Origin of the sequence: Rhodobacter aestuarii (assembly GCF_900156655.1) — a bacterium.
GTDB lineage: Bacteria > Pseudomonadota > Alphaproteobacteria > Rhodobacterales > Rhodobacteraceae > Rhodobacter > Rhodobacter aestuarii.
The window spans coordinates 170,608-196,088 of record NZ_FTOG01000003.1; the positions used below are offsets into that span (position 1 = coordinate 170,608).

The following is a 25,481-nucleotide window of genomic DNA, read 5'->3' on the forward strand; positions in this document are numbered from 1 at the left end:
GGCGGCTTCGCTCAGGTTTTGGGCGCCTGCGGACGCAAAAACAGGCGCTCAAACTCGGCAAGCGGCAAAGCAGGGCTGACAACGAACCCCTGCCCCAATTCGCAGCCCATCGAGTCGAGCAAGCGCGCCTCGTCCTCGGTTTCGATCCCCTCGGCCAAAGTGGCGCAGCCAAATTGTTGCGCAAGCCCGGTGATGGTTTCCACGATCAACTGCGCATTGGGGTCTTTTTCGATATCGCGCACAAATTCCGATGCGATCTTGAGCATCGAAACCGGCAGCCGGGTCAAGTAGGCAAGGCTCGAATATCCCGTGCCAAAATCATCAATCGCAAGCCGCACCCCCATGGTGCGCAGCCGCATCAAAGTTTCAACAGCACCGGGCATCCCATGCGCCAGTTGCTCTTCGGTTAGTTCAATTTGCAAGCCAAGCGGTGGCGCACCGGGGGCGCATTGATGCGCGTGCACCAAAGCATCCGTCAGCGCCTCGGCCCAGCCGGGTTCGGCCAGATCCGCTGCGGTTTGGTTGATCGAAAGCTTGAACCCTTCATGCAAGGCCCCCGCATCGCGCCATTTAGAAAGCTGGGCAACGGCTTCACGCAAAACCCAACGATCCAGCATCGGCATCAACCCGGCGCGCTCAGCCACGGGCATGAAATCTCCGGGCTTTTCCAGACCAACGCCCGGTCGGTTCCAGCGCAAAAGCGCCTCTGCCCCGTAAAGGCTACGGTCTGCCAAACGAAAGAGCGGCTGATAATGCAGCACCAATTCGCCCCGTTCCACCGCGCGAGAAAGCGCCGTGCGCAACTCCAATTCGCGCAGCGCTTTCACCCCCATCTCATGTTCGTAAAGCACCACAGAGCCGTGCGCGCGCTTGGCTTCGTACATCGCCAAATCGGCGTTGCGCAAAAGCGTTTCCCGGCTGTCCCCATGCGCCGGGTAAGAGGCGATCCCGATGGAGCCTGCGGGGTGGTATTCATGCAGCCCCGGCAAATCCAGCGGGCGCGCCAAATCCGCCAAAAGCGCACGCGCGAAAGCCTCTGGCTGATCGGCCAATGCGCCTTCCAGCAAGATCACGAATTCATCCCCGCCGATCCGCGCCACAAACTGTTGCCCGTCGACCGCGATCTGCAACCGCCGCGCCACCGCCTTGAGGAGAAGGTCCCCAATGTCATGGCCCAGAGAGTCGTTGACCGCCTTGAACCCGTCCAGATCAAGGAACAAAACCGCCAAGCCTCGCCCGCGCTGCTCGGCCGAGGCAATGCCGCCATCAATCCGCTCTGACAAAAAGGGGCGGTTTGGCAAACCGGTCAACAAGTCAAAATTGGCCAGCCGCCGATTGTCGGCCTTGGCCTGCCGCAATTGGCTCATGTCCGACAGAAGCGCGACGTAGCCAAGCACTGTTCCAGAGGCATCGGCCAAACGCGACACCCGCCCCAAGCAGGGCACAATCCGCCCCTCTGAACTGCGCAGGGCTATCTCGCCGCTCCAGTCGATGCCATTGGCGAGCGTATCGCGCAATTGCATCGCAAGCCCAGTGTCCCCGCGCAGCCTTGCACCGCCCGTGTCGAACAACAAATCGACCAACGGACGCCCGTCAATTTGTGCAAAGCCAAAGCCTGCCAACTGCTCGAAAGCCGTGTTAACGCGCAAGATCCTTAGGTCCGGATTGGTCAGCGCAATCGCATCGCTTGCATACTCAAAAACCATATCGGCAAGCTCACTGACCCGCCGCTCCTCGGTCACATCCCGCGATTGAGTGACAATGCCCATGACCTGCCCAGCCGCGTCAAACAGCGGACGTTTTTCGACGCGCACCCGACTGCCAGCCTCAAACAGGCTGCCACTGGAACGCGTTTCTTCAAACGAAAAGGGGCTTTGCGTGGCGCGCACCCGCGCATCTAGCTGATCATGCTTCAAAGCATCAATCAGCGGCATGAACTCGCGCCGCATATGGCCGATCACATCAACCGCAGTGCGCCCAAGATGCGCCAGATAAGCGCTGTTGACCTCAACCATCCGGCCTTCGGTATCTGCCACACAAAGGGGATCTGGCGAGGCGTCCAAAAGGTGGCGATACAAATCCACCTCGGGCCCGATGCCTTCCCCGGCGGGGTCCAGCACAAGCCACCATCTGGGCTCGGCCGCCGGATGGCTTTTACGGCAGCGCAAGGCGCTGAGCTGAACTGCGACCGTCTGGTCCTTATCCGAAGCCACATGCAACACGAGCGCACCGAGCGGATCATCGGCGCTCAGTTGAGTGCCCTCATCCGTAGGCAGACGCGCCACAAGCCGTGCTGCTTGCTGGCGGGTCAAAGCATGGCGCAGGGCTGCCGCGCCATCATCGCGCCACCGCGCCCCAAAGAACGCCTGTCCCGCCCGATTGGCAAAATGCAAATCCAACCCCGGACCGATGCACAAGACGGGCGCTGGCATCAGTTCCAGAAGATCGCGCAATTCCTGCATTTCAGCACGTTGGCGCAGATCATGTTCCAGCAAATCCAGCATCGCCATGGATTGCTCGGCCACATGCACGCGCAGCCGCGCCAACATTCGGCCAACCCCCTCGGCCATGCCAGCATGGGCAACCAGCGTTTCAACTTGCTCGAATTGCGTATCGATCGAGGCGCCTTGACGACCAAACCTCCCCTCCTCCGCTGTGGTGCGAACCGGCCTTGCCGTCGAACCTTGCGCAGGGGGGCGTTCACTCATGTCACAGCGGGCTCCTCAGAACTGTTTTCGCGCCAGCGGGTGATCTCAATATGGCTGACCACCGCGCCTTGGATCGGATCATCAAGCGGGCGCACATGCATCACGAACCAGCGCGGGCAATCGGGCGCATCGCAGGGATATTCGAGCGAGAACCGGCTTAAGCGGCCTTGCAAAACCGCGCGAATACCATCCACCGCACGGGTCGCGTAGCCACTGTCAATGGCCGTATCGCCCAGATCGCAATGCCCCACATAATTGACACCAACCCCGGTATGCTCGCTTCCCGGATCACCGTTTTCAGCGGCAAAACGGGTCCATGCGGCATTGACCAGCATAATGTCGCCCTTGTGATCCAGCACGGCGACATGCTCGGCCAGACCGTCGATCACCGCTTGCAAAAGCTGCAAGTTGCGCGTCTGGGTGATGTCGACAAAGGTCAGCACCACACCCTGTGCCGCGGACGAAGGCACCTTATAGGGCAGCATCCGCACCAGATAATGGCGCCCGTTGAGCCCGGTCACCTCACGCTCGGTCCGGGTCTGGCCCTTGATCGTGCGGCGCAAATCGTCGAGTAGCGCGGCATAGTCGAGCCGATGCGTGATGTCGCCCAAGGGCCGGCCAATATCCACATCGCGGATGCGGAACAAGTCCACCGCATCGGGGCTAAACCGGGTCACCCGCAGATCGGCATCCACAAAGATCGCCCCCATCGCCATGATCCGCGTGAGGCTATCAAGGTCAGCGTTGGAGCGGTTCAGCAGGTCGATCTTTTCTTGGTATTCGGCGTTGACCGAGTTCAGCTCTTCGTTGACCGACTGCAATTCCTCGTTGGCCGATTGCAGTTCCTCGTTTGAGGCCATCATCTCTTCGTTGGTGGCCTGCAATTCCTCGTTCGAGGTCTCAAGTTCCTCGATCATCGCCTGCAGGCTCTCGCGCGTCATCGCGAGTTCGGCCTCCAGCATTTCGATCCGTGCGCCCACCTCGCGGTCAATGTCGATCGCGGGCACATCATCTTCGTCCGAGGGCACCGTCTCAAAAGAGAGCAGGTAAAGCTTCACATCATCCGCGACCGCTTCTTGCTGCGCCGCCACCGGCATCACCTTCAGCCGCACCCAAAACGGCTCCGGCCCAGCCACGCCCTCGGCCAAGTGCAGCGGGTCTGACATGGCTTCTTCGCCCAGCCGCGCGGCCTTAAACAAAAGCGCCGAGGCCACGGGCAGAAGCGGCTCAATCAGCATCCGTCCGATCTCAAGCGTGGCCACGCCCTCGCGCAGCTTCATAAAACCGCTGATATCGCCATAAGAATGCAAGATTTCATGGCGTGCGTTGATCAACAAAGACGGCGGCGGCGCATAGGCTTTTTGCAGCGCCGCAAAGCCCCGCTCCATCGCGGTTTGCGGCGCATTTTCGCTCCGGCTGCGCGGCGGGCGCGGGTTGACGTAAAGCCCGGTTTTCCGATCCGTAAGCGGCGCCGAGCCAGAGCGCTGCGCCTGCCAAATCCGGTGGCGCGCCGAAAGCACGGTGAAATCGTCTTGCACCTGCACCAGCGCCTCGGACCCACCAAGGAACAGATAGCCGCCGGGGCGCAAGGCGTAATGCATCCGCTTCAGCGCGCGCTCTTGCGCCTCGGGGCGCAGATAGATCAGCGTGTTGCGACAACTGACCAAATCCATCCGCGTAAACGGCGGGTCGGAAAGTAGGTTATGGCGCGCAAAGACAATGGATTGGCGCAATTCAGGCCGCACCACAAATTGCCCCCCGCGCGGCGTAAAGAACCGCTCCAAGAAGGTACTGGGCAGATCGGCGGCGATGGTTTCGGGGTAAAACCCAGTCGCCGCCTGTTCAATATTCACCGGCTCCACGTCGGTGGCGAAAATCTTCAGCGTTGGCCAGCGCCCTGCCCGCTCAAACGCATCAAAGAAAAGCATCGCGATCGTATAAGCTTCTTCGCCCGTGGCGCAGCCCGCCGACCACACCCGCAAGGTGGAGCCCACAGCCGCCTCGGCCACCAAAGGCTCGATCACACGCTCAGAAAGTTCCGCAAAAGACTCAGGATCGCGGAAGAACGAGGTGACCGGGATCAGCATTTCGCGGCGCAAAGTGGCCAATTCGGCACGGTCTTGCGTTAGCAGTTCAAGGTAAGAGGAAAGCTCCGTGATCTGGCGCACGCCCATGCGCCGCTCAATCCGGCGCTGCACCGTGCCCGCTTTGTAATCGGTGAAATTCACCTCGCCAGAAAGCGAAAGAATTTCGACAATCCGCCCCAAAGCCTCCTGCGGCTCCAGCCCCTCAAATTGGCGCGGCAAGGCGGATTTACTGTCAGCCCCGGTTTTCGGCCCATCGGCGGCATCCGCCGCAGCCGCAGCCGCCAAGGCCGGGCGGCGCACAAGATAATCGGCAATCCACGGCCCGATCCGGTCGATATTCATTGAACTGTCAATGAAGCCTGTCGCGATGGCCGAGCGCGGCATACCATCAAAGCGCGCATCGCGCGGGTCTTGCGCAATCGCGACCCCGCCCGCCGCATGCACCGCAGAAACCCCGCGCGTGCCATCAGACCCCGTGCCCGAAAGCACCACTGCCACAGCGCGGTCGCCATAGCCCGCCGCCATTGAGGTGAAAAACGCATCAATCGGCAGCGAGAGCACGCGGCGATCTTTGGGCGCAAGCCGCAAATGCCGCCCCTCCAGCGTCATGATCGTGGCCGGTGGGATCAGAAAGACTGAGTTCGGCGCAAGCGCCATCTCATCTTCCACCGTCACCACCGGCATTTTGGTATGACGCGCCAAAAGCGAGGCCATGATCGATTTATGATCGGGCGACAGATGCTGGATCACCACATAGGCCGCACCCGTATCGGACGGCAGACCGGAAAACAGCCGCTCAAGCGCATCAAGCCCACCGGCAGAAGCCCCAATGGCAACGACGGCCTGCGGTCCTACAGCGGGATCTTCCATCATAAGAAGCGGAGGCTGCTCCCCCTCGGCAGAAGGCGTTCCGGCCTCTTCCGATAGAGCTTCCTTCCCCTGCCCAGTTGCGTTGGGTGCGGTGTCTTCCGGGGCTTCGGGAAGGGTCTCGTTCGTGTCGTCCATCGCCTCTTCTTTCCGGACTAGCCGCAGACGAAACCGCCGTGGGCTCCAGCTTTGCGCGCCTTCAAATTTTCAAGCCACAAGGGCCTGACCTACAAAGAGTTTGCGGGAACTTCCACCCTATGAGAGAGGCGGAACCCCAAATCTGTCAACTGAATTATCGCGCGCGGGTTGTAAGAGCCGCAATTCCCGCCACCCGGCGCGATAAGGTCAACAAATCCGCGGCAATTGTTCCCCCACCAGCATATCGACAATGCGCGATCCGCCAAAGGCCGTGCGCATCCGCACTTGCCCAGCGTGTTCGGCCACCGCGCGGCCCACGATGCAAGCCCCCGCGCCCTCGGGCCGCGCGCGCATCGCGGCAAGCACGGCCTCGGCCTGATCTTCGGGCACAAAGGTGACCAGCCGCCCCTCATTGGCGAGGTATAGCGGATCAAGGCCCAAAATCTCGCACATGCCCACCACTTCGGCACGCAGCGGCAAAGCTTCTTCCTCGATCACAATACCACAACCCGCCGCTTGCGCGATTTCGTTGAGCGCCGAGGCCAAACCGCCCCGCGTCAAATCCCGTGCCGCGCGCATATCAGGCGCGGCTTGCATCGCATCGGCCATAAGGTGGCCCAGCGCCGCGCAATCGCTTTCAATCGCGCTTGAAAGTGCCAAATCGCCCCGCGCGGCCAAGATCGTCGCGCCATGATCGCCCAGCACACCATTCACGATGGCCACATCACCGGGGCGCACAAGACCCGCCGCCATCTCACAGCCCGGCGCAATCACGCCCACACCGGCGGTGGTGACAAACACGCCATCGCAAGCGCCACGCCCCACCACTTTGGTATCGCCCGTCACGATGCGCACACCTGCGGCCTCCGCCTCGCGCGCCATCGTCGCCACAATCCGGCGCAACAGGTCAATCTCGGTGCCTTCTTCGATGATGAACGCGGCCGAGAGCCACAGCGGCTTGGCCCCGCCCACCGCCAAATCATTGACCGTGCCGCAAACGGCGATCTTGCCAATATCACCGCCCGGAAATTCAACCGGGCTGACAACGTAACTATCGGTGGTAAAGGCCAGCCGCGCACCGGGAACCGCCAAAGCCTCCGACGTAAGCCGCGCCTGATCTTCCATTCCCGGCGGCTGGAATACCGCCGTAAAAACCTCTTCAATCAGGTCCCGCATCGCCTTGCCGCCGCCGCCATGCGCCAACGTCACCCGCGTGTCTCTGAGTGCCATTTTCTTTGCTCCTGCAACGCGCTGCGGCTGTTCACTCCGCCGCCCGCGCGCCCCCATATTGCCAATAGGCCGCGCAAGCGCCCTCAGAACTTACCATCAACGCGCCCAGCGGCATTTCGGGCGTGCAGCCCTTGCCAAATTGCGGGCAGGCCGGCGGCTTCATGCGCCCCGTCATCACCGCCCCACAAGCGCAGCCCTCGGCCTCTTCGACGACAGCGCGCACGCCCGCATAGCCGATGGCGAATTTCTCTTCGGCGTCAAAGGCGCGATAGGCCTCCCGGATGCGCAGGCCAGAGGCATCAATCTCGCCCAAACCCCGCCATTCAAACGACGGGCGCTTTTCATACACATCCGCCATCGCGGCGATGCTGACCTTATTGCCATGCTCGGGCACCACGCGGGCATATTGGTTTTCCACCCGCGCCACGCCTTCAGCGATCTGGCGCAATACCATCAGCACCGATTGCAAAAGATCGGTCGGTTCGAACCCCGCCACCACGATCGGCTTGCCATAGTCTTGCGCAATGAAATCATAGGGGTGAATGCCAATCACCATCGACACATGGCCCGGCCCGATAAAGCCATCAAGGCACATATGCGGGTCATCCAGCAGCGCCTTAATGGGTTCCGGCACGGTGATGTGGTTACAAAAAACGCTGAAATTCGTCAGCCCCTCGCGCGCCGCCGCCTGAATGGCAAGCGCGGTGGAAGGGGTTGTGGTCTCAAACCCCAGCCCGAAAAACACCACTTCCCGCGCGGGGTTGCGCCGCGCAATTTCCAGCGCATCGAGCGGGCTATAGACCATGCGCACATCCGCGCCCTCGGCCTTTGCCTGCAAAAGGCTCAGTTTCGAGCCCGGCACCCGCATCGCATCGCCAAAGGTGCAAAAGATCACACCGTCTTTTTGCGCGATTTCGATGCATTCATCGACCCGCGCGCGCGGCAAAACGCAAACCGGGCAGCCGGGGCCGTGGATGAACTCGACCCCTTCATGGATCAGCTTATCGAGCCCATAGCGGAAGATCGAATGCGTATGCCCGCCGCAAATCTCCATAATATGCACGGGCTTTTCTTTACTGGCCCCGATTTGATCCGCCAGCTTGGCGATTTCGGCCAAAAGTGCCTTGGCCAGCGCCGGATCGCGGAATTCAGAGGCGAATTTCATGCCCGCCCCTCCAGCGCCGCATCGCCCGCCGCCATCTGCTCCAGCGCCTCTTGCGCCTCGCCCAAATCGCGCAGCGCGTCCAGCGTTTTCGCGGCTTCTTCTTCATCAATCAGGCTCATCGCAAAACCCACATGAATGAGCGCCCATTGACCAATGAGTCCCTCAAGCGGGCCCTCGGCCACGCAAGCCACATTCACCTCGCGCCGCACGCCCGAGACCTCGGCCATCGCGGCCATGCGCGCGGGATCGGTGATCTCAACGATCTGCCCCGGAATGCCCAGACACATCAGCTTTCCTCCTCTTCGGACACCCGCCCCGAAGGGTCGATGATGCCGTATCTTTCCAGCTTGGCGCGCAGCCCGACCCGGCTGAGCCCCAGTTCCGCCGCCGCGCGGCTTTTGTTCCAGCGGCAACGCGTCAGTGTTTCGCGCAAGATCCGCATTTCAATCAGTTCAACACGGTCTTTGAGCGTGCCAGAGGCCGTCATCACCTCTTCAGCCGAACGATCTGCGCCCTCTTCATTCGGAGCGGCCTGCAAAATGTGGCGCGAGATTAGATCAGCCCCAAGCGTATTTGACTGCGCAAACATCAGCATCCGCGTAACCTCGTTAGAAAGTTCGCGCAGGTTGCCCGGCCAATCGTAATTCTCAAGAAAATCAAGCGCCGGGCCATCAAAGCCTAGAACCGGCTTGCCGTGCCGCGCCGCCGCCTCGGCCAAGAAGTTCTGCGCCAAGATCGCCACATCTCCCCGCCGGGCACGCAGCGGCGGGATCGTCACCTCCCCGGTGGAGAGCGCATAATAAAGGTCCGAACGGAAGCTGCCCTCTGCCACCAGCGCGCGCAAATCGGCTGATGCGCCAGTGATCAGGCGCAGGTTCGTGCTCGCGGTTTCCTGCCCGCCAAGGGGGGTCACGGCACCTTCGGTCAACATACGGATCAGCGCGAGCTGCAGCGCCGGGCTCGCCGTCTCGATGCCGGCAATGAACAGCGTGCCCCGGTCAGCCTTTTGCGCAAGGCCAATCTTGGCGACGCCACCGGGCAAAATCCCCCGCCGCGCGCCGAAAAGTTCTACCATTGCAAGCTCTTCTGGCATGCCCGCAAGGTTGAGTTCGTAAAACGGCTTGTCAGAGCGCAAGGACACATAATGCATCGCCCGCGCCATTTGCGCGCGACCAGAGCCCGGCTCGCCGCGCACCAAAACCGGCACATCGAAACTGGCAAATTGGCGCGCCAGCGTCACCGCCTCATTCATCGCCGAATGCGGACTGCGCAGGATCGTTTCAAACCCCATCCCTTCGCGCAGCGCCCGACGACGCTTTTCCACCCGGCTTTCCTGGGTGGAGTTCAGCAGCCGCATCTCAAGCGAGAGGCGCTCGTTTTCGCGCGCCAACGCAAACATTCGCGCCGCGTTGCGGGCCGAGGCCAAAAGCTGCTCAGGATGCCAAGGCTTGGTCAAAAACTGGTGGATACCGGCTTCATTGATCGCCGTCATCATCGAGGCGCTATCGGTATATCCCGTAAGGATCACCCGCACCGTTTCGGGCCAGCGCTCGCGCACCTCGGTCAGAAAATCAACGCCCGTGCGCCCCGGCATCCGCTGGTCGCAGATGATCACCTGCACCCATTCTTCTTCCAAGATCGCCAGCGCCTCAGCGGCCCCCTTGGCGGTGAGGATATCAAAATCATCCTCCAGCGCGAGTTTCATCGCGCTGAGCGAATGCGGCTCGTCATCAACGAGCAATATCGCGGGGGCCGTCGCCGACATCAGCTTGCCTTGCGCGCAAGTCCGGCGCGCAGCCACTCAATCCAAGCCTGCATCCCCTCGCCGGTGCGGGCGGAAACGCGCAGCACCTCAATGGCGGGGTTCACGCGGCGAATGTTGGCTTCGTAAAGATCGAGATCAACGTCACAATGCGGGGCAAGATCGACCTTATTGATCAGCGCGAGCCCGGCCGCCGCAAACATATCCGGGTATTTCAGGGGCTTATCTTCGCCCTCGGTCACAGACAAAATCGCAACCTTTGCATCTTCGCCCAAATCAAAGGCCGCCGGGCACACAAGGTTGCCCACGTTTTCAATGAACAAAAGCGCGCCATCCGGCAGCGGCATCCGCGCCAAGGCCTGTTCGATCATCGCACCATCAAGATGGCAGCCCTTGCCGGTATTGACCTGAATCGCGGGCGCGCCGGTGGCCCGGATACGGTCCGCATCATTAGTGGTTTGCTGATCGCCCTCAATCACCGCCAAGGGGGCGCCCCCCAGCATTTCGATGGTTTTCACCAAAAGCGTGGTTTTGCCAGAGCCGGGAGAGGAAACGAGGTTGGTTGCAAAAACACCCTTTTTCGCGAGGTTTTCACGGTTCCGCGCGGCGTAGTTGTTGTTTTTGGACAAGATGTCCGTCTCAATCTCGACCAAACGCGCCTGTGTCATGCCGGGCACTTCGGTGCCAGCCGGGCCGTGACCAAGGTGAATGTCATGTGTGCACTCCGCGCCATGGGCGTGAATGGTGCCATGATCATGGGAGTGGCTGTGCGATGCAGCGGCGCCTGCTGCGGTAGCCAGCACAGCGAAGGGCGCTTTCGGGGCCGCCATCGCCTGCCCCGTCTTTTCCAGATGCGCCTTGAATTGATCTTCGACGCTATGGCCACCACAGCCGCAAACCGTGCACATCAGAGCACCTCCAGATCTTTGATCCGCATTTCGTCGCCCCCTTGCACCAACAGGCGCGCGCCGCCGCAATTGGGGCAGGTATCGAGACGATGTTCAACTTCTACTGTTTTTTCGCAGTCAAAGCACAAAGCTTTGCCCGGAATGTTGAGAATTTCGAGTTCGGCCCCTTCGGCGATGGAGCCGTTCATCACCACGTCAAAGGCGAATTCGAGCGCGCCGATCTCTACCCCCGACATGCGGCCAATTTCGAGCCGCACCTTGGTGACCCGCTCAAACCCTTGCGCGCGGCCTGCGTCTTCAATGACCGAGCGAATGCCCTCAACAATCGACATCTCATGCATTGGCAGCCATCTCCAAATGCACGGGGAAGCACGGGTCCAGAATATCCACGACCAAGGCCGCCAGCTCGGCCTTATTTGGCGGCAGCGCGGCAAGGCTTTGGTCCAAAGCCCCCCCTTCGACCAGCAAATGATCGGTGGGGGTCACGCGCGCCAAACGCGCCAAGCGGCCCTCTTCAGCATCCGCGGCCAGTGCATAGGCGCCGCGTGCCGCCGCCACAACGGCAGTGCCATCTGGGCGCAATTCAGAGGGCAAGGGCGCCTCGGCCAAGCGATGCAAATCAATGATCCGCCCCAGCACGCGCCACAACGGCCCCCGCCCCCAAAGGGTTTCTGCTTGGTGCATCAAGGGCGCATCCGCCACCCGTCCTGCGGGCGAGTTTTCTTGCGGGATCAAGGTCATCGGATTGGTCAGCGGCGGCAAGTCGGCCACCGCATCACCGGGCGAAAACCGATGCGCAACCTCGGCCAAAAGCGGCGCGACCCCTTTGCCAGAAACCAGAAAAGCCGCCAGTCGCTCGGGCTTCGGCCCGCCCCAAATCCAGTCTTGCAACACGGCGCCACCTTCACCCCAATTCTCGGGCAGGGGGCGGGGGGGAAGGTCCAACAAACGCGGCCAGATCAGGCAGATTTTGGCAAGGTGGTCGCGCAAAATCTCGCGCTGCGCCAATTCCGCTGTGCCGTGCAACCCCAAAGCCAGCCGCGCGGCATGACCTTGCGCCGCGCCACAGAGGTTGAAAAGACGCGGCAGCAGTTCTGCCGCCTCTTCAACCGGGCGCCCAATCAGCAATTGCGCCAATGGCAACGGGTCGGGCGGCGTGATCTCTGCCACCAGCCGTGCCCCGTCCGAAGCCAGTCGAATACCGAGATCGGCGCTCACGCCGTGCCCTCCTCCGGCTTGTCGCTCGCAAGCCCCGCTGAAATCAACTGACGGCGGCTGGGTTGCGCCAGCGCCTCGGCCCGGGCTTGCGCCTCTGCCTCTTCCGTCTCAGCCGCTTCAACCGCAGCCAATTCCGCCTCCCGCGCGGCGCGAATATCGCCCGAGCGGGTGGTTTCGGCGCGGTTTTCCTCTTTGAAGAGTTCCCCCATCACCGCGCGGGCGACATCGCGCGCCTGCATCTGGGTCTGGAAATCCCCCATAGCGGAAAAGAGCGCGCAAGCCTTATAGCCGCCCACCATTTCACGCCGGTTGTGAATGAATTCATAGGTGCCCGAGGGGAAGCGCAGATCTTCCTTATCGCCCGGCGTCAGGGTGGACCAATCCTCCCCCTCGCCCGGCAACAGCACAAGGTTCATGAACCAAGGCGACATCAGCACGCCCAGACCGCGCCCCTCATAGGGCATAAAGCCCACCGCCTCGATCGAAAGAGCCTTGTTCACCAGCGGCACATCACGCATTTTCGCGTGCCAAATCTCGCGGAAATCGGCGACCAAAAGCGCGACTTGGTCGTCGATGCGCTTTTGCTCAATCAGCCCCGGCGCGCCGGGGTCTGACTGCACAATGAACTGCTCTTTCGGCGCATCGCAATTGGGGCAATGCCAATCTTCAGGCAGCCCCGCAAAGGGCGTTCCGGGCAGGACTTGACGAAAATCATCGCCCTGCGCCGGGTCATAGGGCGTCCAACAGATTTTGCATTCCATGATCGCCTGATCAGAGATGCGGTCATTGGCGCCCAAATAGCTGCCTTCAAACCCAGCGCGTGGGGCGGTCATCGAATGGCCTCCAGCACTTCGCGAATGCGGCCCGCGCTGTCTTCCAGATCTTCGCGCGCGGCAAGCGCCACTTCGGGCATGGTGGTCACCTCAAACGTATCAAGGATCAGCGCATCCATCGAATTGAAGAACTGCACGCGCCACACATGCGGCAGCGCGGTCGCGGTGATCCGGCAATTGCCATAGCCGCGCGACAGGATCGTGACCGCGCCTTCGCCCGCCGTTTCATCAAGCCAAACAAGGTCTTGCTCGGTATGGGGCAAGAGCGAGAGGTTGATCACATGCGGCTCGCCACCCATGTAACTTGCCGATTTATCGAGCAGTTCGGCCAAGAGCGCGGGGGCGTTCACAACGCCTTCGCCACGCGGATGGCTGGCCCCTTTGGCGGCACGGAACGGCTCGAAAGCGCGGCTAAGCGAATCTGCGGGCACGTTCGCCACTTCGATCCGGTCCACGCCCGCGCCTGCTACGTTCCAAACACCCGCAAAGACGGATTCTTGCACCATCAGCGCGGGGATACCGCGGATCTTCATCGCGACTTCGCCCTGCCCCATCGTCTCAGCAATCAAGGCACGGTTTTGCGCATCAAGCCCCGTCAGATCAAAGCTCGCCATGCCGCCCACGGCCACGGCTTCACAAGCCGCCGCAATGTCAGACAACAGCTTCAGCGCGGGCGCCACGGCAGAGCTATCTTCGACCTCAGGCAGATGGCTTTCATAGGTGCGCATCCCCTCGGGCAGTTGCATGTAGCCCAGCTCTTCTTGCTCTTCGGGCTGCGAACCGGGGCCAAAGCCAACGGGGGGCAGATGGAAATTCGAAACCATGGCTCAGCCTTTCGCAGTCAGAATATGGGAGGTGCGGGCGATGTAATCATCCCAATCACGGATCTTTTCGATGCCGCCCAAAAATTCGCCTTCCCGAAAGAAGATAAAAGAGGGCGTTTTCAACACGCGGGTTTCCTCCCGCAGGGTGGTTTCGATGCCATCGCCCACCACGGCGCAGTCAAAGCCGTTTTGAAAGGCTTGGCGCAGTTCGGGCAGCACCACGGCGGCATCGGGCGTTTCAAGGTTGCGCGCCGCATCACCGGGCACAAAGAGGCAATGCACGCCGGGGCGGCGGGTAAACTCGGCAAGATCCGAGCCGTTTTCGAGCCGAGGATAGGCGAATTCTTCGGTCAGCCGCGTGACCAGCGGGTGGATTTTACCCGATTTGGGCGCGGTATCGGGCATGGCAAAATCGTGCATGGGAACCTCAGGCAGTGGTCTTGCCGGCATCAAGCGCGGCTTGCAAATGGGGCGGAAGTTGCGGGCTGCGGCTTTCAAGGTCAGCGAAGGCTTCGCCCAGATCGCCGCCCTGCATCAGGCTGCGCAAGCCCCCCAAAGCGGCAGAGATTTTTTCGGCTTCCTCCGCCGAAATGACCTCGCGGGCGGCGCCCAGAAAGGCCAAAATCCAATCACCGGGCTGCGCCTCGGGGGTGAGCGACAGATCGACCATGCCGGGGACACCATCTTCGATCACATCGCCGCGGATGCCATCCACCGCGATCAGTTGCACAGGCACACCAACGCACATCAGGCACGGACCTTTGCTGCGCTGGGGAAGAAGCGGTAATCGCCAATGCGGCAGGCATCATCTTCGGCGGGGCGACCTTGTTCATAAGCATCGCGGGCGAGCGAAGGGTCGACCAGATCATTGCTGGGCGTCGCGCCCTCGGTGACGGTGATGCCCCAGCTGGCGAGTTCGCGCACCGCTTCGGCAAGCGCGTGGGGGATTTGCGCGGAAACGGCGGGGCGCAGGCTGCCTCCGTAATCCTCGAGCTCCACCGGCTGGCAGCCGATCAGCGTCATATGTTCTGGGCAATAGCCCATCAGTTGCGCGGTCGCGATCACGTCTTGGAAGCCGGTCTGATGCAGGCTCATTTTCTTCGCCCCCATGAAGGCAGGCACATCGCCATCGCGCATCGTCACCAAAGTGCCGGGCGTCAGGCCAAAATCGACCGCATCAAAAACCAAGAGCGCATCGGCCTCTTCCAGAAACGGCAGCAGGTAGAGCCCCTGCGTGCCACCATCCAGCAGGCGAACATTTTCGGGCAAAGCATGGGTTTGCGACATGGTTTCAACGCAACGCACGCCGAAGCCCTCATCGGCCCAAAGCACATTGCCAATGCCAAGAACGAGCACCCGTTCGGGCCTGATTTCTTGCATGAGTCCCCTCCCTGGACCTGTCTGCGACCGCGCGCAGATGCGCCGCGAAATCTGAGGCTACGGACACACCTTCCCGGCGCCGCAAAACTGCAGCGTTGCCACCGTCACCCCAATAGGCGCGGCGCAAATAGCGGGAAAGCGAGTCGCAAAGACCCCTCTTCGGAAACCTTGTTACCAAGTTAGCGCGACAATTGGAAGCATGATTTCCACGAAAAAGCCGGGCGTGAGAGACTCACGCCCGGCCCAAATCTGTTCTTCAGATCACTCGATCCGGTCGTCTTTGAAGGTCCGATGGCCCGAAATCATGGTGGAAACCATGGATTGACGGCTCATCACATCTTCGCGGATCGCGGCATAGATATGGATGATCGCAAAGACCACGATCGACCACATGCCAAGGTGATGCAAGGTGTGCAGCCGCTGGCTGTTTTGCACGAGCCCCAACACCCAACCAAAGAGCGTATCGGGAAGGCTGCCCTGCCCCGCACCTTCGGCATAAAGCGCCCAGCCGGTGATCATCATGAAGGTGATGCCCAACGTGATGAAGGTGAACATCGCCATATGCGCCAGAGGGTTGTGGCCGATGTATTTCTTCGGCTCTTCCTCAAGGAACATGTACCACTTCAACTCGAAGATAAATTCCTTCCAGTAGCGCAGGTTGAAGATCGGCACATAGAACATCTGCCGGGCGTGGCTGTTGCCCACAAAGGCCCAGTAGATCCGCGCCAAGAACCCGATCGAAAGCACCGTGCCCGCTGCGAAATGGGCAAAACGCATATAGCCCATCACGAATTGGTTCGTGGCTTCCGAAAACTCCATGCTCGGCAGCGGGGCCCCGATCAGGTAGCCCGTCACGCACAGGATGGTGATGCACAGGGCGTTGACCCAATGCCAGATCCGCACCGGCGCCTCATACACATATACAGACGTGCGGCGACGGATGCTTTCAAGGTCTTCAAGGGTGGCGTCCCCGGTCAGACGAGACGCCTCAAGCATCTCCTCCGGCCGGACCTTTGGTTCGTAGATCCTTTCGTCAGTAATCTTCCGCATGGCGCCCCCCTTTACCGCACTTTGACGGTGGTGAGCGGCGCGCCATCGGGCGACATCACATGGGTCGAGCAAGCAAGGCAGGGGTCGAAGCTGTGCAGCGTGCGCAGAATTTCCACCGGCTCTTCGGGACGCTCCATTTTGGTGTCCAGAAGCGAGGCCTCAAAGGCGCCGATATTGCCCTGACTATCGCGCGGCGAACCGTTCCAAGTCGTCGGCACGACGCATTGATAGTTCTCGATCCGGCCATCCTTGATGCGGACCCAGTGGCCAAGCGCACCGCGCGGCGCCTCGGTCATGCCCACACCTTTGGCCTCTTTCGGCCAGGTTTTCGGATCCCACTTTTCGACATTGGCGGTCGAGCTGTCGCCGTTTTTGATATTGGTGATCAGCTTGTCGAAGAAGTGCTTCTGCAAACGCCCGCAATATTCGGATTCGAGCGCGCGCGCCGCGGTGCGGCCCAACGTCGAGAACAGCGCCTCGACCGGCAGGTCCATCGTGCGCAACAAGCCTTCGACTTGGTTCTTGATGTCTTCGTGACCCTTGGCATAGCCGATGATGTAGCGCGAGAGCGGCCCCACCTCCATCGCATGGCCGCGCCAACGTGGTGCCTTGATCCACGAATATTTCGCGCTTTCGTCGATTTCTTCGATATGGGTCCGGGTGCCTTTCAGGTTCGGGCCCAGTTCGAATTTCGGGTTCGTCTCGCCATCCCACGGATGCAGACCTTTGCCCGGCTCGCCGTAGTCATACCACGAGTGATCGACAAATTCCTGAACCTGCTCGGGGTCACGCACATCAACGTCATGCACCTCATTGAGGTTGCCATTGATGATCGCGCCGCGCGGCAGATGCAGTTGATCGGCGCTGAAATCATTCGGATGCTCCGGAATATCGCCGTAAGCCAGAACCGATTTCGACGACAGACCACCGCCATAGAGCCAGTTCTTATAGAAGCCGCCAATCGCCACAACGTCGGGCAGATAGACGTTCTTGTTGAACTCCATGCATTTGTCGATGATCGAGGAAACGAGGTTGAGCCGCTCCATGTTGATCGCGCCAACCGCGCCCACGCCGTGCACGTTGATCGCGCAAGGCACGCCGCCCACAAGCCAGTTCGGATGCGGGTTCTTACCGCCAAAGATCGTGTGGACCTTGACGATTTCTTTTTGCAGATCAAGCGCTTCAAGGTAGTGCGTCGTCGCCATCAGATCGGCTTCGGGCGGCAGAAGATAGGCCGGGTTATCCCAGTAGCCGTTCTTGAACAGCCCCAACTGCCCGCTTTCGACGAACTTTTTGAGCCGGTTCTGCACATCGCGGAAATAGCCCGGGCTCGACATCGGGTGGCTCGGGCTGACCATCTGCTGCAGCTCCGAGGTCGCCTTCGGATCGGCGCGCAACGCATTGACCGGGTTCACCCAATCGAGCGCGTGCAGGTGGTAGAAGTGCACGATGTGGTCGTGAATTTGCAGCGCCAACTGCATGATGTTGCGGATCGAGTTGGCGTTATCGGGAATGGTGATCCCCAACGCATCTTCCACCGCGCGGACCGAGGTCAACGCGTGGGTGCCGGTGCAGACACCACAGATCCGCTCGGTGAAGGCCCAAGCATCGCGCGGGTCGCGGCCCTTCAAGATCACTTCAAGGCCACGCCACATGGTGCCGGTGGACACCGCATTGGTGATGATACCTTCATCGTTGACGTTCACTTCGCAACGCATATGGCCTTCGATCCGGGTGACAGGATCAACGACGACACGCTTGCCGGAATTGTCGAGGGTGAAGCCGTTCGGCGTTTGGGTCGTCATGGCTTACGCCTCCTCGGTCTTTTTCTGGGCGCGTTTGAGCGCGGATGCAGCGGCATGAACGGCAACGGCACCGCCCACGACGGCGGTGGTGGCAAAGCCGATCTGGTCCGCCGTCGCCTCAATGCCGAATTGCTTGATGCCGGTCACACGCTCATAGAAGCCGTGCTGATCCCAGAACCCGTCTTCCGAGCAGCCAATACAGCCGTGGCCCGATTGGATCGGGAAGCTGACCCCTTCGTTCCAACGCACCGTCGAGCAGGCGTTGTAGGTGGTCGGCCCTTTGCAGCCCATTTTGTAAAGGCAATAGCCCTTGCGCGCGGCCTCATCGTCCCATTGCTCGACGAACTGCCCCGCGTCAAAGTGCGGACGACGGTAGCATTTGTCGTGGATGCGCTGGGAATAGAACATCGCCGGGCGGCCTTGGCGGTCAAGCTCCGGCATCCGGTCAAAGGTCAGCATATAGGTGATCACCCCGGTCATCACCTCAGCAATCGGCGGGCAGCCGGGCACTTTGATGATCGGCTTATCGGTGATGACCTTATGCACCGGGGTAGCTTGGGTCGGGTTCGGCGCGGCGGCCTGCACACAGCCATAGGACGCACAGGCCCCCCAGCTGATGATCGCTTTCGCGTCTTTCGCAGCGTGGCGCAGCTTTTCAACGAACGGCTTGCCGCCGGTGATGCAGAACATCCCATCTTCGTTGAGCGGCGGGTTGCCCTCAACCGCGAGGATGTAATTGCCCTTGTATTTCTCGATCGTCTCTTCAAAGGCGGCTTCGGCAGCATGGCCCGCAGCAGCCATCAGCGTGTCGTCATAATCGAGCGAGATCATCGACAGCACGACATCTTTTGCCAGCGGATGCGCCGAACGGATGAAGCTTTCCGAACAGCAGGTGCATTCAAGACCATGCACCCAGATCACCGGGGTACGCGGTTTCGTTTCCATCGCATGGGCGATTTTCGGCACAAAGCTCGGACCAAGCCCCAGCGCCGCAGCGGTCAGAGAACAGTATTTCATGAAGCTGCGGCGGGTGATCCCCTGACGCCGCATGACATCATAGAAGGTTTCGATTTGCGACAATTGTCCCTCCCTTGCCTGGGGCCGGCCAGACATCCCAGGCGCGCCCTTGGTAGGCTTCTGATTGTGCCGATTGACCAAGGTAGAGCCATTAAGAACTGACAAAATGTCGCAGAAAAAATTATTGTTTAAAAACAATGTCGTGTGATTTTGTCACCGCAAATTTCCGAAAGAATACTATCCGATTAACTTTCCACTTCGAAAGCTATGTTTCCAATTTTGTCGCCGCGACCAGCGCCTGACCGAAGGCGAGCCCCCCGTCATTTGCGGGAATCTGACGTTGCGTCAAAAGCGGAATGTCAAAAAGCTTTTCAGCCATAAGTTGTGACATCAGCGCGTTTTGGAAAACACCACCAGACAGCGCCACCGCCTGCGCCGCGCCGCTCTGCACAAACGCACGCGCACGGACCGCAAAAGCCTCGGCCAAAGCTTCATGCGCGGCATAGGCGAGCCCGGCCGCATCGCCCCCCTCGGCCAACTGCAAAAAGAGCGGTGCCGGGTCAATCTCTGCGCCCTCCCCCGCGAACCTGATCTGCGGCGAGGCCTCGGCGCGGGCGGCCAAGGCTTCCAACCGCATCGCCGCCTCGCCCTCATAGCTTTGTCCCGCCGCGCACAGCCCCAAACAGCCCGCGACCGCATCAAAAAGCCGCCCCGCACTCGAAGAGAGCGGCGCATTCACCCCTTTGGCGGCCATTTGGCGCGCAATTTCGCGCGGCGCTTTGGGAAAGAGCGCATCGGCCCAATCTGACAGCCCCGCCGCATCAAGCCGCACCAGCGCATTGCGCCACGGCTCCATTTGCGCGCGATCCCCGCCAATCAGCGGCGCGGGCTTAAGCCAGGCGCGGCGCTCAAACCCTGCATAATCGCCCAAGAGCAACTCGCCCCCCCAAACGGTGCCATCGGGGCCAAGACCCAAGCCATCGAGAATGATCCCGGCCACTTTGCCACCATCGCGCGGCCAAAGGTTTTCGCCCAACACCGCGGCCAAATGGGCGTGGTGGTGTTGCACCTCAATAAGCTGCAACCCTTCGCGTTCGGCACGTTCCGCCCCGTGGCGGCTTGCGCGGAAATCAGGGTGCAGATCGACCGCCACCGCTTGCGGCTGGTGGTCAAAAAGCGCGGCATAATCGGCATCGGCCTGAAGATAGGCTTCCCATGTCAGCGCCTCATCCAACTCGCCCAGATGGTGGCCCAAAAGCGCTTGCCCGTTTTTGATCAGACACAGCGCTGCTTTCATCTGCCCACCACAAGCCACGATCTGCGGCGCATCTTCAAACCCCGGCGGCAACGGCAGCGTGCCCGGCACCTGACCACGCGCGCGGCGCAACACCATTGGCGGGTCAACGCGCAGCACACTATCATCCAGTCGCCGCGCAATTGCCCGGTCATGCATCACGAACGCATCGGCAAAGGGGGCAAGTTTCTCGCGCGCCTCGTCATTGCCCACCACCTGCGGCTCTCCCGAAAGGTTGCCCGAGGTCATCACGAGCACACCCTGAAAGGCATCCAGAAGCAAATGATGCAGCGGCGTATAGGGCAGCATCACTCCCAGTTCCGTCATCCCCGGCGCAACATTGGCGGGGAGCGTGCCAAGCGTCGGCATCAACACAATCGGCGCGGCGGGGTCTTTGAGCGCGCTCAGCGCCTGCGGAGAAACGGTCACGATCTGCGCCAGATCACCTTCCCGGCACATCAGCGCAAAGGGTTTGGCCGGGCGGCGCTTGCGGGCGCGCAACTCTGCCACCGCGCGCGGGTTGGCGGCATCACAAGCCAGATGAAAACCACCCAACCCCTTGATCGCCAACACCTCGCCCGCGTGCAGCCGCGCCACGGCGAGGGCCAGCGTATCGCCCGGCACCTCTTGCCCGCCCACCTCCAGCCAGATGCGCGGCCCACAGGTGGGGCAAGCAATCGGCTGGGCGTGAAAGCGCCGATCAGCCGGGTTTTCATATTCAGCCCGGCATTCGGGGCACATCTCAAACGGGGCCATCGTAGTGCGCGCCCGGTCATAGGGCAGGCTTTGCAGAATCGTGAAACGCGGCCCGCAATGGGTGCAATTGGTGAATGCATAGCCGCGCCGCCGCCCGTGGCCACGGATTTCCTCTAAACATGCCGGGCAGGTCGCGGCATCGGGTGTCACCCGCGTTTCCGCCCCCGGCTCGCCCGAGGCGATAATCTCAAACCTGTTCGGTAAAGCCTCAAATACGGCGACAGACACCTCGACCGCATCCACCCGTGCCAAGGGCGGGGCCTGCGTTTTGAGCGCCTCGGGCAAATCGCCCACAGGCCCAAGCACGCGGATCAGCACCCCTTCGGCATCATTGAGCACCGCGCCGCGCAGCCCTCGTGCCTGCGCCAATTGCCAAACGAAGGGGCGAAACCCCACGCCCTGCACCTGACCGCGCACGCGGATCTGCCAGCCCTGCTCTTTCATCTTGCCTCAAATCTCTCGGGGGTCCGGGGGCAGCGCCCCCGGCTTTCCCGACAGTGTCAATGCACTGTGCAGACCATGCAAGGGTCGAAACTGCGCACGATATGCTGGACCGACACGGGTGTGTCTTCCCCCTCCATCACTGGCGCCCCAACCAGCGCGGCCTCCAACGGGCCGGGCACGCCCTGCGCATCACGCGGCGAGAAGTTCCATGTGGTGGGCGCGATAATCTGGTAAGAGGCGATCTTGCCCCCGTCGATCCGCAGCCAATGGCCCAAAGACCCGCGCGCCGCCTCCACCAGCCCCGCGCCGGTGCCGTTTTCCGGCACAGCACCATGGTGCATAAACACGCCTGCGGGGTCGATTTGAGCCGCCCATTGCTCCATCAATATCTGCGTGCGGGCAAGCTCCAGTAGCCGCGCGGCCACGCGTGCCAAAACGCCGCCACCCGCCAGTTCACGCGCGAGCGGATGACCATCAATCACCTGCCGCGCCAGCGCGCCCACCTCAAGCGGTTCGCCCTTCATGCGCGGCGCCTTGCACCATGTATAGGCCACTTCGCGCATCGCCTCATCCGGCTCGGTCTGACCCTCGAACGGATGCGCGGCCCCGCCCAGCATCCATGCATGGCTTAGGTCTTCAACAATCCCGCTCGGATCAACTGGGCTGAGCGTACCCGCACACCACAGACCCGGCGCAAACCCATGCCCTTCGGCCAACGGATAGGCTCCAAAGCTCAAATACCGCCCTGAGCCCCGGCCCAAATCGGCAAGCCCCGTCTCGGCTGCGATTTCAAGAAAAAGGCCCACATCGCCATGCTGCCAGCGCATCAACGCGTCAATGCTGCCCAGCGCGACGAACTCTTCGAGCGATCCGCCAAACACCTCTCGCTCAAGATATTTGCGGAACTGGCGCAGGCTGGTTTCGATACGAAGCTTGTCACGCGGCCCCGGCGCGCGGGTCACGCCCCCCGGCTGCAAGGCAAGCGTATGCGGCCATTTTCCCGCCATCAGCCCCAAAATATGCATCAACTGCGTGCGCGCCTCAATCGCCGCACGCCCCGCCGCGCCATTGATCGCGGCAAAGCGCTCCACCGCCAAACGATACCATGGCTGCGCCGCATAAGCGGGCCGCGTAAAATCGGGCATGAAAAACAGGTTGAAATGGAACAGGTGATCTGCGGCGTTTTCCACCGCATGGATCAGAGCCGCCATCAGCGCCCCTTGCGGCGTCGGCACCAGCCCCGAAGCCGCCGCCAAAGCTTGCGCCGCCGCCGCCGATTGCGAAATCGAGCAAATCCCGCAAATGCGCGGTGTCACCGTTAGCGCATCGCTTGGTGCGCGCCCCTCCAGCATCCGCTCAAAACCCCGGTAAAGTGGCGCGTTGACTTGGGCCGAGGCCACCCGGCCCTCCGCCAGATCAAGCTGCACCTCAAGATCGCCCTCAACGCGGTTGAACGGCCCCACGACCAGCCTTGGTGTCTCGCTCATCGGCGCCCCTTCGGTTTGCGATGCGTGGGGGCCACCTCGACCCGCGGCGCCACGGCGTTTTTGGCGATCCGCTCGGGCGTGGCCGCTTTGGAAAGCGAAGCCAGCGCCATGAACCATGCTTTGGGCATATCGGAAGGAAGCCCCACCGGAATGCCCGCGACTTTGGGCGTTTCCACAAAGGGGTGGCGTGGTTCTTCAAACTCGGGCGCAGTACAGGCAATGCAGGGGTAGCCGCCGCGCGTGCAAGAGCCCTCCCCATTCCACGGGCGAATGTTGCAATCCCCCACCGCTTGTGTGCCCACGCAGCCAAGGTTTTCCATCATGCAGCCATGATCGGAAAGCTGCACAGCGGAGGCTTTATACTCGTAATATTCGTTCTTCGGGCAGCCGTGGTGCACAAGGTGCTGCGCGTAAAACAAGGGTCGCGCAAAATCATCGAGATCCGCCTCGCGCAGCCGACCCGCCGCCAAAAGCATCAGCGTTTCCGTTACCCAACCCGGATGCGTCGGACAGCCAGAGACATTCACCACCGGCAGGCCTGTCGGGTCGCGATAGTCCTCGGCCAGAACCCCGCCGACATGCGCACCTTCATATTGCACGCCAATCGCGTCTGAGGGGTTGCCGCCCGCCGAGGTCATGCCGCCATAGGTCGCGCAGGTTCCCACCGCCACCACATGGCGCGCGCGGGGCGCCAAGGCCCGCACCCAATCCAGCATCGACCGCCCAGTGCCCGAAACCATCTGAAACCGGCCCGTGCCCATCGGCCCGCGCGCAATCGCGCCCTCGATCGCCAGAATATCCAGCGGGGTTTCGCCGCTTTCAACGCTTTCAAGGAGCACGCGCACCTCTGCCCCGCTTTGCAGGCTCAGCGCCGGATGCCACAGAAATTCCAGCCCCGCCCCTTCGAGCGTCTCCAAAAAATCGGGCGCCTCTGCGCAGAGCGCAGACATCGTACAGCCGCCGCAACCGGCGGCCTGAAGCCAAAGGATATTCATGGGTCTTCCTTGCCGGGGTTTGGCAAATGATCAGGCAAAGGCTCTGCCCCGGGCTGCGCTGTGTGCCGCGGCACGATCCAATCAAGTGGCGCACTCTCTTGCCCGCTCGCCCCGAGCGGCAGATCAAAGCAGAAGCTCGCCCCTCCTAAGGGGCTTTCATTTTCCAGCCGCAACCGCCCGCGGTGTTCTTCGACAATCTTGTAACTGATCGACAGCCCAAGCCCGGTGCCCTTGCCCACCGCTTTGGTGGTGAAAAACGGATCAAAGATCGTTGCGGCAACCGCTTCGGAAACGCCCGGCCCATTATCTGCCACACAAAGCTCGCCGCGCGCCCCCGCACGCCGCGCCGTGATACGGATTTGCGCACCGCCCATATCTTCAAGCGCATCAGAAGCGTTCTGGATCAGGTTCATCACGACCTGCTGGATATGGCCGGGGCGCCCGCGCACGATCAGTTCAGATTCGCCCTCAAAACTCACATCAACCAGTGTTTTTGAGCCGCGCCGCACCCAGTCAGACGCCACTTGCGCCACCGAGACCAGATCGAAATCGACCATCTCGCCGCTGCCTTCTGCCGAAAGCCGACGCAAATCCTCGACGATGTCGCGCACCCGCTCGGCCCCATCGCGTGCGCCCTCAATCGCGGTGCGCAGGTTCGTCACCTCGCGGTCGAGCTTCATTTCATCGCGCAGTTTGATCAGCTCATCACGCGAGGCGCCTTGCTGAACTGCGGCGAAATAGGTTTCAAACTTGCCCGCGTAGCGTTCCAACGCGTGGGCATTGGCGTAGACAAAGGAAATCGGATTGTTGAGTTCATGCGCAACCCCCGCCAAAAGCCGCCCCAGCGAGGCCAGCTTTTCGTTGCGCACAAGCTGCGCCTGCGCCGTAATCAGCGCCTCATGGCTGCTTTCAAGCTGCGAATAGGCTTGCCGCAACTCCCCCAAAGGCCGGCCCGTCAGCACGTAGCCAATGATCCGTTCCCGCTCATCACGGCGTGGGCTGATCGACAGTTCCAACGGCGCCGGGCCATCGGGGCCGATCAACGCGACCTCCACGGTCACGGTGGTGCGCCGGTTCGTGGCATCGGCCATTGCGCTTTCAATTTGCGCGCGCGCAGCAGGTTCAAACATCTGCAAAAGCGCGCGCCCCGCCCATGCGCCGGGCGGCTGGCCGGTCAGCGCATCGACCGAGGCGGAAGTTTCCAACACCTCTCCCGCGCGCGAGGCCACAATCAACGCGTCTGAGACCGACGCGAGGATAGAACCCAGAAATGACCGCAAATCCTCTAACTCGTGGTTTTGCCGCTCTAGCCGTTCCTGATAATCGACAAGCTCGGCCCAAGTACGGTCCACCGCCGAGAGCACCTCTACCCAAACATTATCGCCCGCTTCCGGTGGCAGCATCGCGCCAAGCCGGGCCGGGTCGAGACTGGGCAAGTCGTGGCGGGGCAAGCTTTCCTTGGTGGGCATGATGTCCTGCGCAGCGAAAGGCTCTGCGGATTTTGGCTGAAGCT

21 protein-coding genes are annotated in these 25,481 nt (G+C 61.5%); all 21 read right to left on the reverse strand.

The features are described 5' to 3' along the window. Window positions 1–11: 11 nt before the first annotated feature. The gene (locus BW967_RS05890) at window positions 12–2,708 is read right to left on the reverse strand and encodes an EAL domain-containing protein (protein ID WP_076484130.1); all 2,697 of its coding nucleotides are present in this window, start codon (window positions 2,706–2,708) and stop codon (window positions 12–14) included. Continuing rightward, window positions 2,705–5,800 carry a CheR family methyltransferase gene (locus BW967_RS05895; RefSeq protein WP_245826454.1) on the reverse strand — a complete coding sequence of 1,032 codons (3,096 nt, stop codon included), beginning with the start codon at window positions 5,798–5,800 and terminating at the stop codon, window positions 2,705–2,707. The genes BW967_RS05890 and BW967_RS05895 overlap by 4 nt, the downstream gene beginning before the upstream one ends. Window positions 5,801–6,007: 207 nt before the next feature. Further along, a complete protein-coding gene (gene hypE / locus BW967_RS05900) occupies window positions 6,008–7,030 on the reverse strand; it encodes a hydrogenase expression/formation protein HypE (protein ID WP_076484131.1) in 1,023 nt (340 codons plus the stop codon). Between the two features lie 31 nt (window positions 7,031–7,061). After that, on the reverse strand, window positions 7,062–8,195 hold the full coding sequence (gene hypD, locus BW967_RS05905; RefSeq protein ID WP_076484132.1) for a hydrogenase formation protein HypD: 1,134 nt from the start codon (window positions 8,193–8,195) through the stop codon (window positions 7,062–7,064). Continuing rightward, window positions 8,192–8,482, reverse strand: a complete 291-nt coding sequence (gene hypC / locus BW967_RS05910; protein ID WP_076484133.1) for a HypC/HybG/HupF family hydrogenase formation chaperone — start codon at window positions 8,480–8,482, stop codon at window positions 8,192–8,194. The genes hypD and hypC overlap by 4 nt, the downstream gene beginning before the upstream one ends. After that, complete coding sequence (locus BW967_RS05915) at window positions 8,482–9,960, reverse strand: sigma-54-dependent transcriptional regulator (RefSeq protein WP_076484134.1); 1,479 nt, start codon at window positions 9,958–9,960, stop codon at window positions 8,482–8,484. Before BW967_RS05915 ends, hypC begins: the two co-directional genes overlap by 1 nt. After that, window positions 9,960–10,865, reverse strand: coding sequence for a hydrogenase nickel incorporation protein HypB (hypB, locus tag BW967_RS05920; protein WP_083951986.1), 906 nt, complete (start codon window positions 10,863–10,865; stop codon window positions 9,960–9,962). The genes BW967_RS05915 and hypB overlap by 1 nt, the downstream gene beginning before the upstream one ends. Continuing rightward, window positions 10,865–11,206: a hydrogenase maturation nickel metallochaperone HypA gene (gene hypA / locus BW967_RS05925; RefSeq protein WP_076484135.1), complete on the reverse strand. Its 342-nt coding sequence runs from the start codon at window positions 11,204–11,206 to the stop codon at window positions 10,865–10,867. Before hypA ends, hypB begins: the two co-directional genes overlap by 1 nt. Beyond that, entirely contained in the window at window positions 11,199–12,083 is an 885-nt protein-coding gene (locus tag BW967_RS05930; RefSeq protein WP_076484136.1) for a hypothetical protein, read from the reverse strand. The genes hypA and BW967_RS05930 overlap by 8 nt, the downstream gene beginning before the upstream one ends. After that, complete coding sequence (locus tag BW967_RS05935) at window positions 12,080–12,916, reverse strand: [NiFe]-hydrogenase assembly chaperone HybE (protein WP_076484137.1); 837 nt, start codon at window positions 12,914–12,916, stop codon at window positions 12,080–12,082. Before BW967_RS05935 ends, BW967_RS05930 begins: the two co-directional genes overlap by 4 nt. Next, a complete protein-coding gene (locus BW967_RS05940; protein ID WP_076484138.1) occupies window positions 12,913–13,740 on the reverse strand; it encodes a hydrogenase expression/formation protein in 828 nt (275 codons plus the stop codon). The genes BW967_RS05935 and BW967_RS05940 overlap by 4 nt, the downstream gene beginning before the upstream one ends. 3 nt (window positions 13,741–13,743) lie before the next feature. Then, on the reverse strand, window positions 13,744–14,160 hold the full coding sequence (locus tag BW967_RS05945) for a thioredoxin domain-containing protein (RefSeq protein WP_083951988.1): 417 nt from the start codon (window positions 14,158–14,160) through the stop codon (window positions 13,744–13,746). A gap of 7 nt (window positions 14,161–14,167) precedes the next feature. Further along, a complete protein-coding gene (locus tag BW967_RS05950; RefSeq protein ID WP_076484139.1) occupies window positions 14,168–14,488 on the reverse strand; it encodes a HypC/HybG/HupF family hydrogenase formation chaperone in 321 nt (106 codons plus the stop codon). Then, window positions 14,488–15,120, reverse strand: a complete 633-nt coding sequence (locus BW967_RS05955; RefSeq protein ID WP_076484140.1) for a HyaD/HybD family hydrogenase maturation endopeptidase — start codon at window positions 15,118–15,120, stop codon at window positions 14,488–14,490. The genes BW967_RS05950 and BW967_RS05955 overlap by 1 nt, the downstream gene beginning before the upstream one ends. Before the next feature lie 261 nt (window positions 15,121–15,381). Further along, window positions 15,382–16,170, reverse strand: a complete 789-nt coding sequence (gene cybH, locus BW967_RS05960; RefSeq protein WP_076484141.1) for a Ni/Fe-hydrogenase, b-type cytochrome subunit — start codon at window positions 16,168–16,170, stop codon at window positions 15,382–15,384. Between the two features lie 11 nt (window positions 16,171–16,181). Further along, window positions 16,182–17,975, reverse strand: a complete 1,794-nt coding sequence (locus BW967_RS05965) for a nickel-dependent hydrogenase large subunit (protein ID WP_076484142.1) — start codon at window positions 17,973–17,975, stop codon at window positions 16,182–16,184. A gap of 3 nt (window positions 17,976–17,978) precedes the next feature. Then, on the reverse strand, window positions 17,979–19,055 hold the full coding sequence (locus BW967_RS05970; RefSeq protein ID WP_076484143.1) for a hydrogenase small subunit: 1,077 nt from the start codon (window positions 19,053–19,055) through the stop codon (window positions 17,979–17,981). 202 nt (window positions 19,056–19,257) lie between these two features. Further along, window positions 19,258–21,486, reverse strand: coding sequence for a carbamoyltransferase HypF (hypF, locus tag BW967_RS05975; protein ID WP_076484144.1), 2,229 nt, complete (start codon window positions 21,484–21,486; stop codon window positions 19,258–19,260). A gap of 56 nt (window positions 21,487–21,542) precedes the next feature. Next, on the reverse strand, window positions 21,543–22,973 hold the full coding sequence (locus BW967_RS05980) for a nickel-dependent hydrogenase large subunit (protein WP_076484145.1): 1,431 nt from the start codon (window positions 22,971–22,973) through the stop codon (window positions 21,543–21,545). Then, window positions 22,970–23,968, reverse strand: a complete 999-nt coding sequence (locus BW967_RS05985) for an NADH-quinone oxidoreductase subunit B family protein (protein WP_076484146.1) — start codon at window positions 23,966–23,968, stop codon at window positions 22,970–22,972. Before BW967_RS05985 ends, BW967_RS05980 begins: the two co-directional genes overlap by 4 nt. Further along, complete coding sequence (locus tag BW967_RS05990) at window positions 23,965–25,371, reverse strand: sensor histidine kinase (protein ID WP_083952002.1); 1,407 nt, start codon at window positions 25,369–25,371, stop codon at window positions 23,965–23,967. Before BW967_RS05990 ends, BW967_RS05985 begins: the two co-directional genes overlap by 4 nt. Window positions 25,372–25,481: the final 110 nt, after the last annotated feature.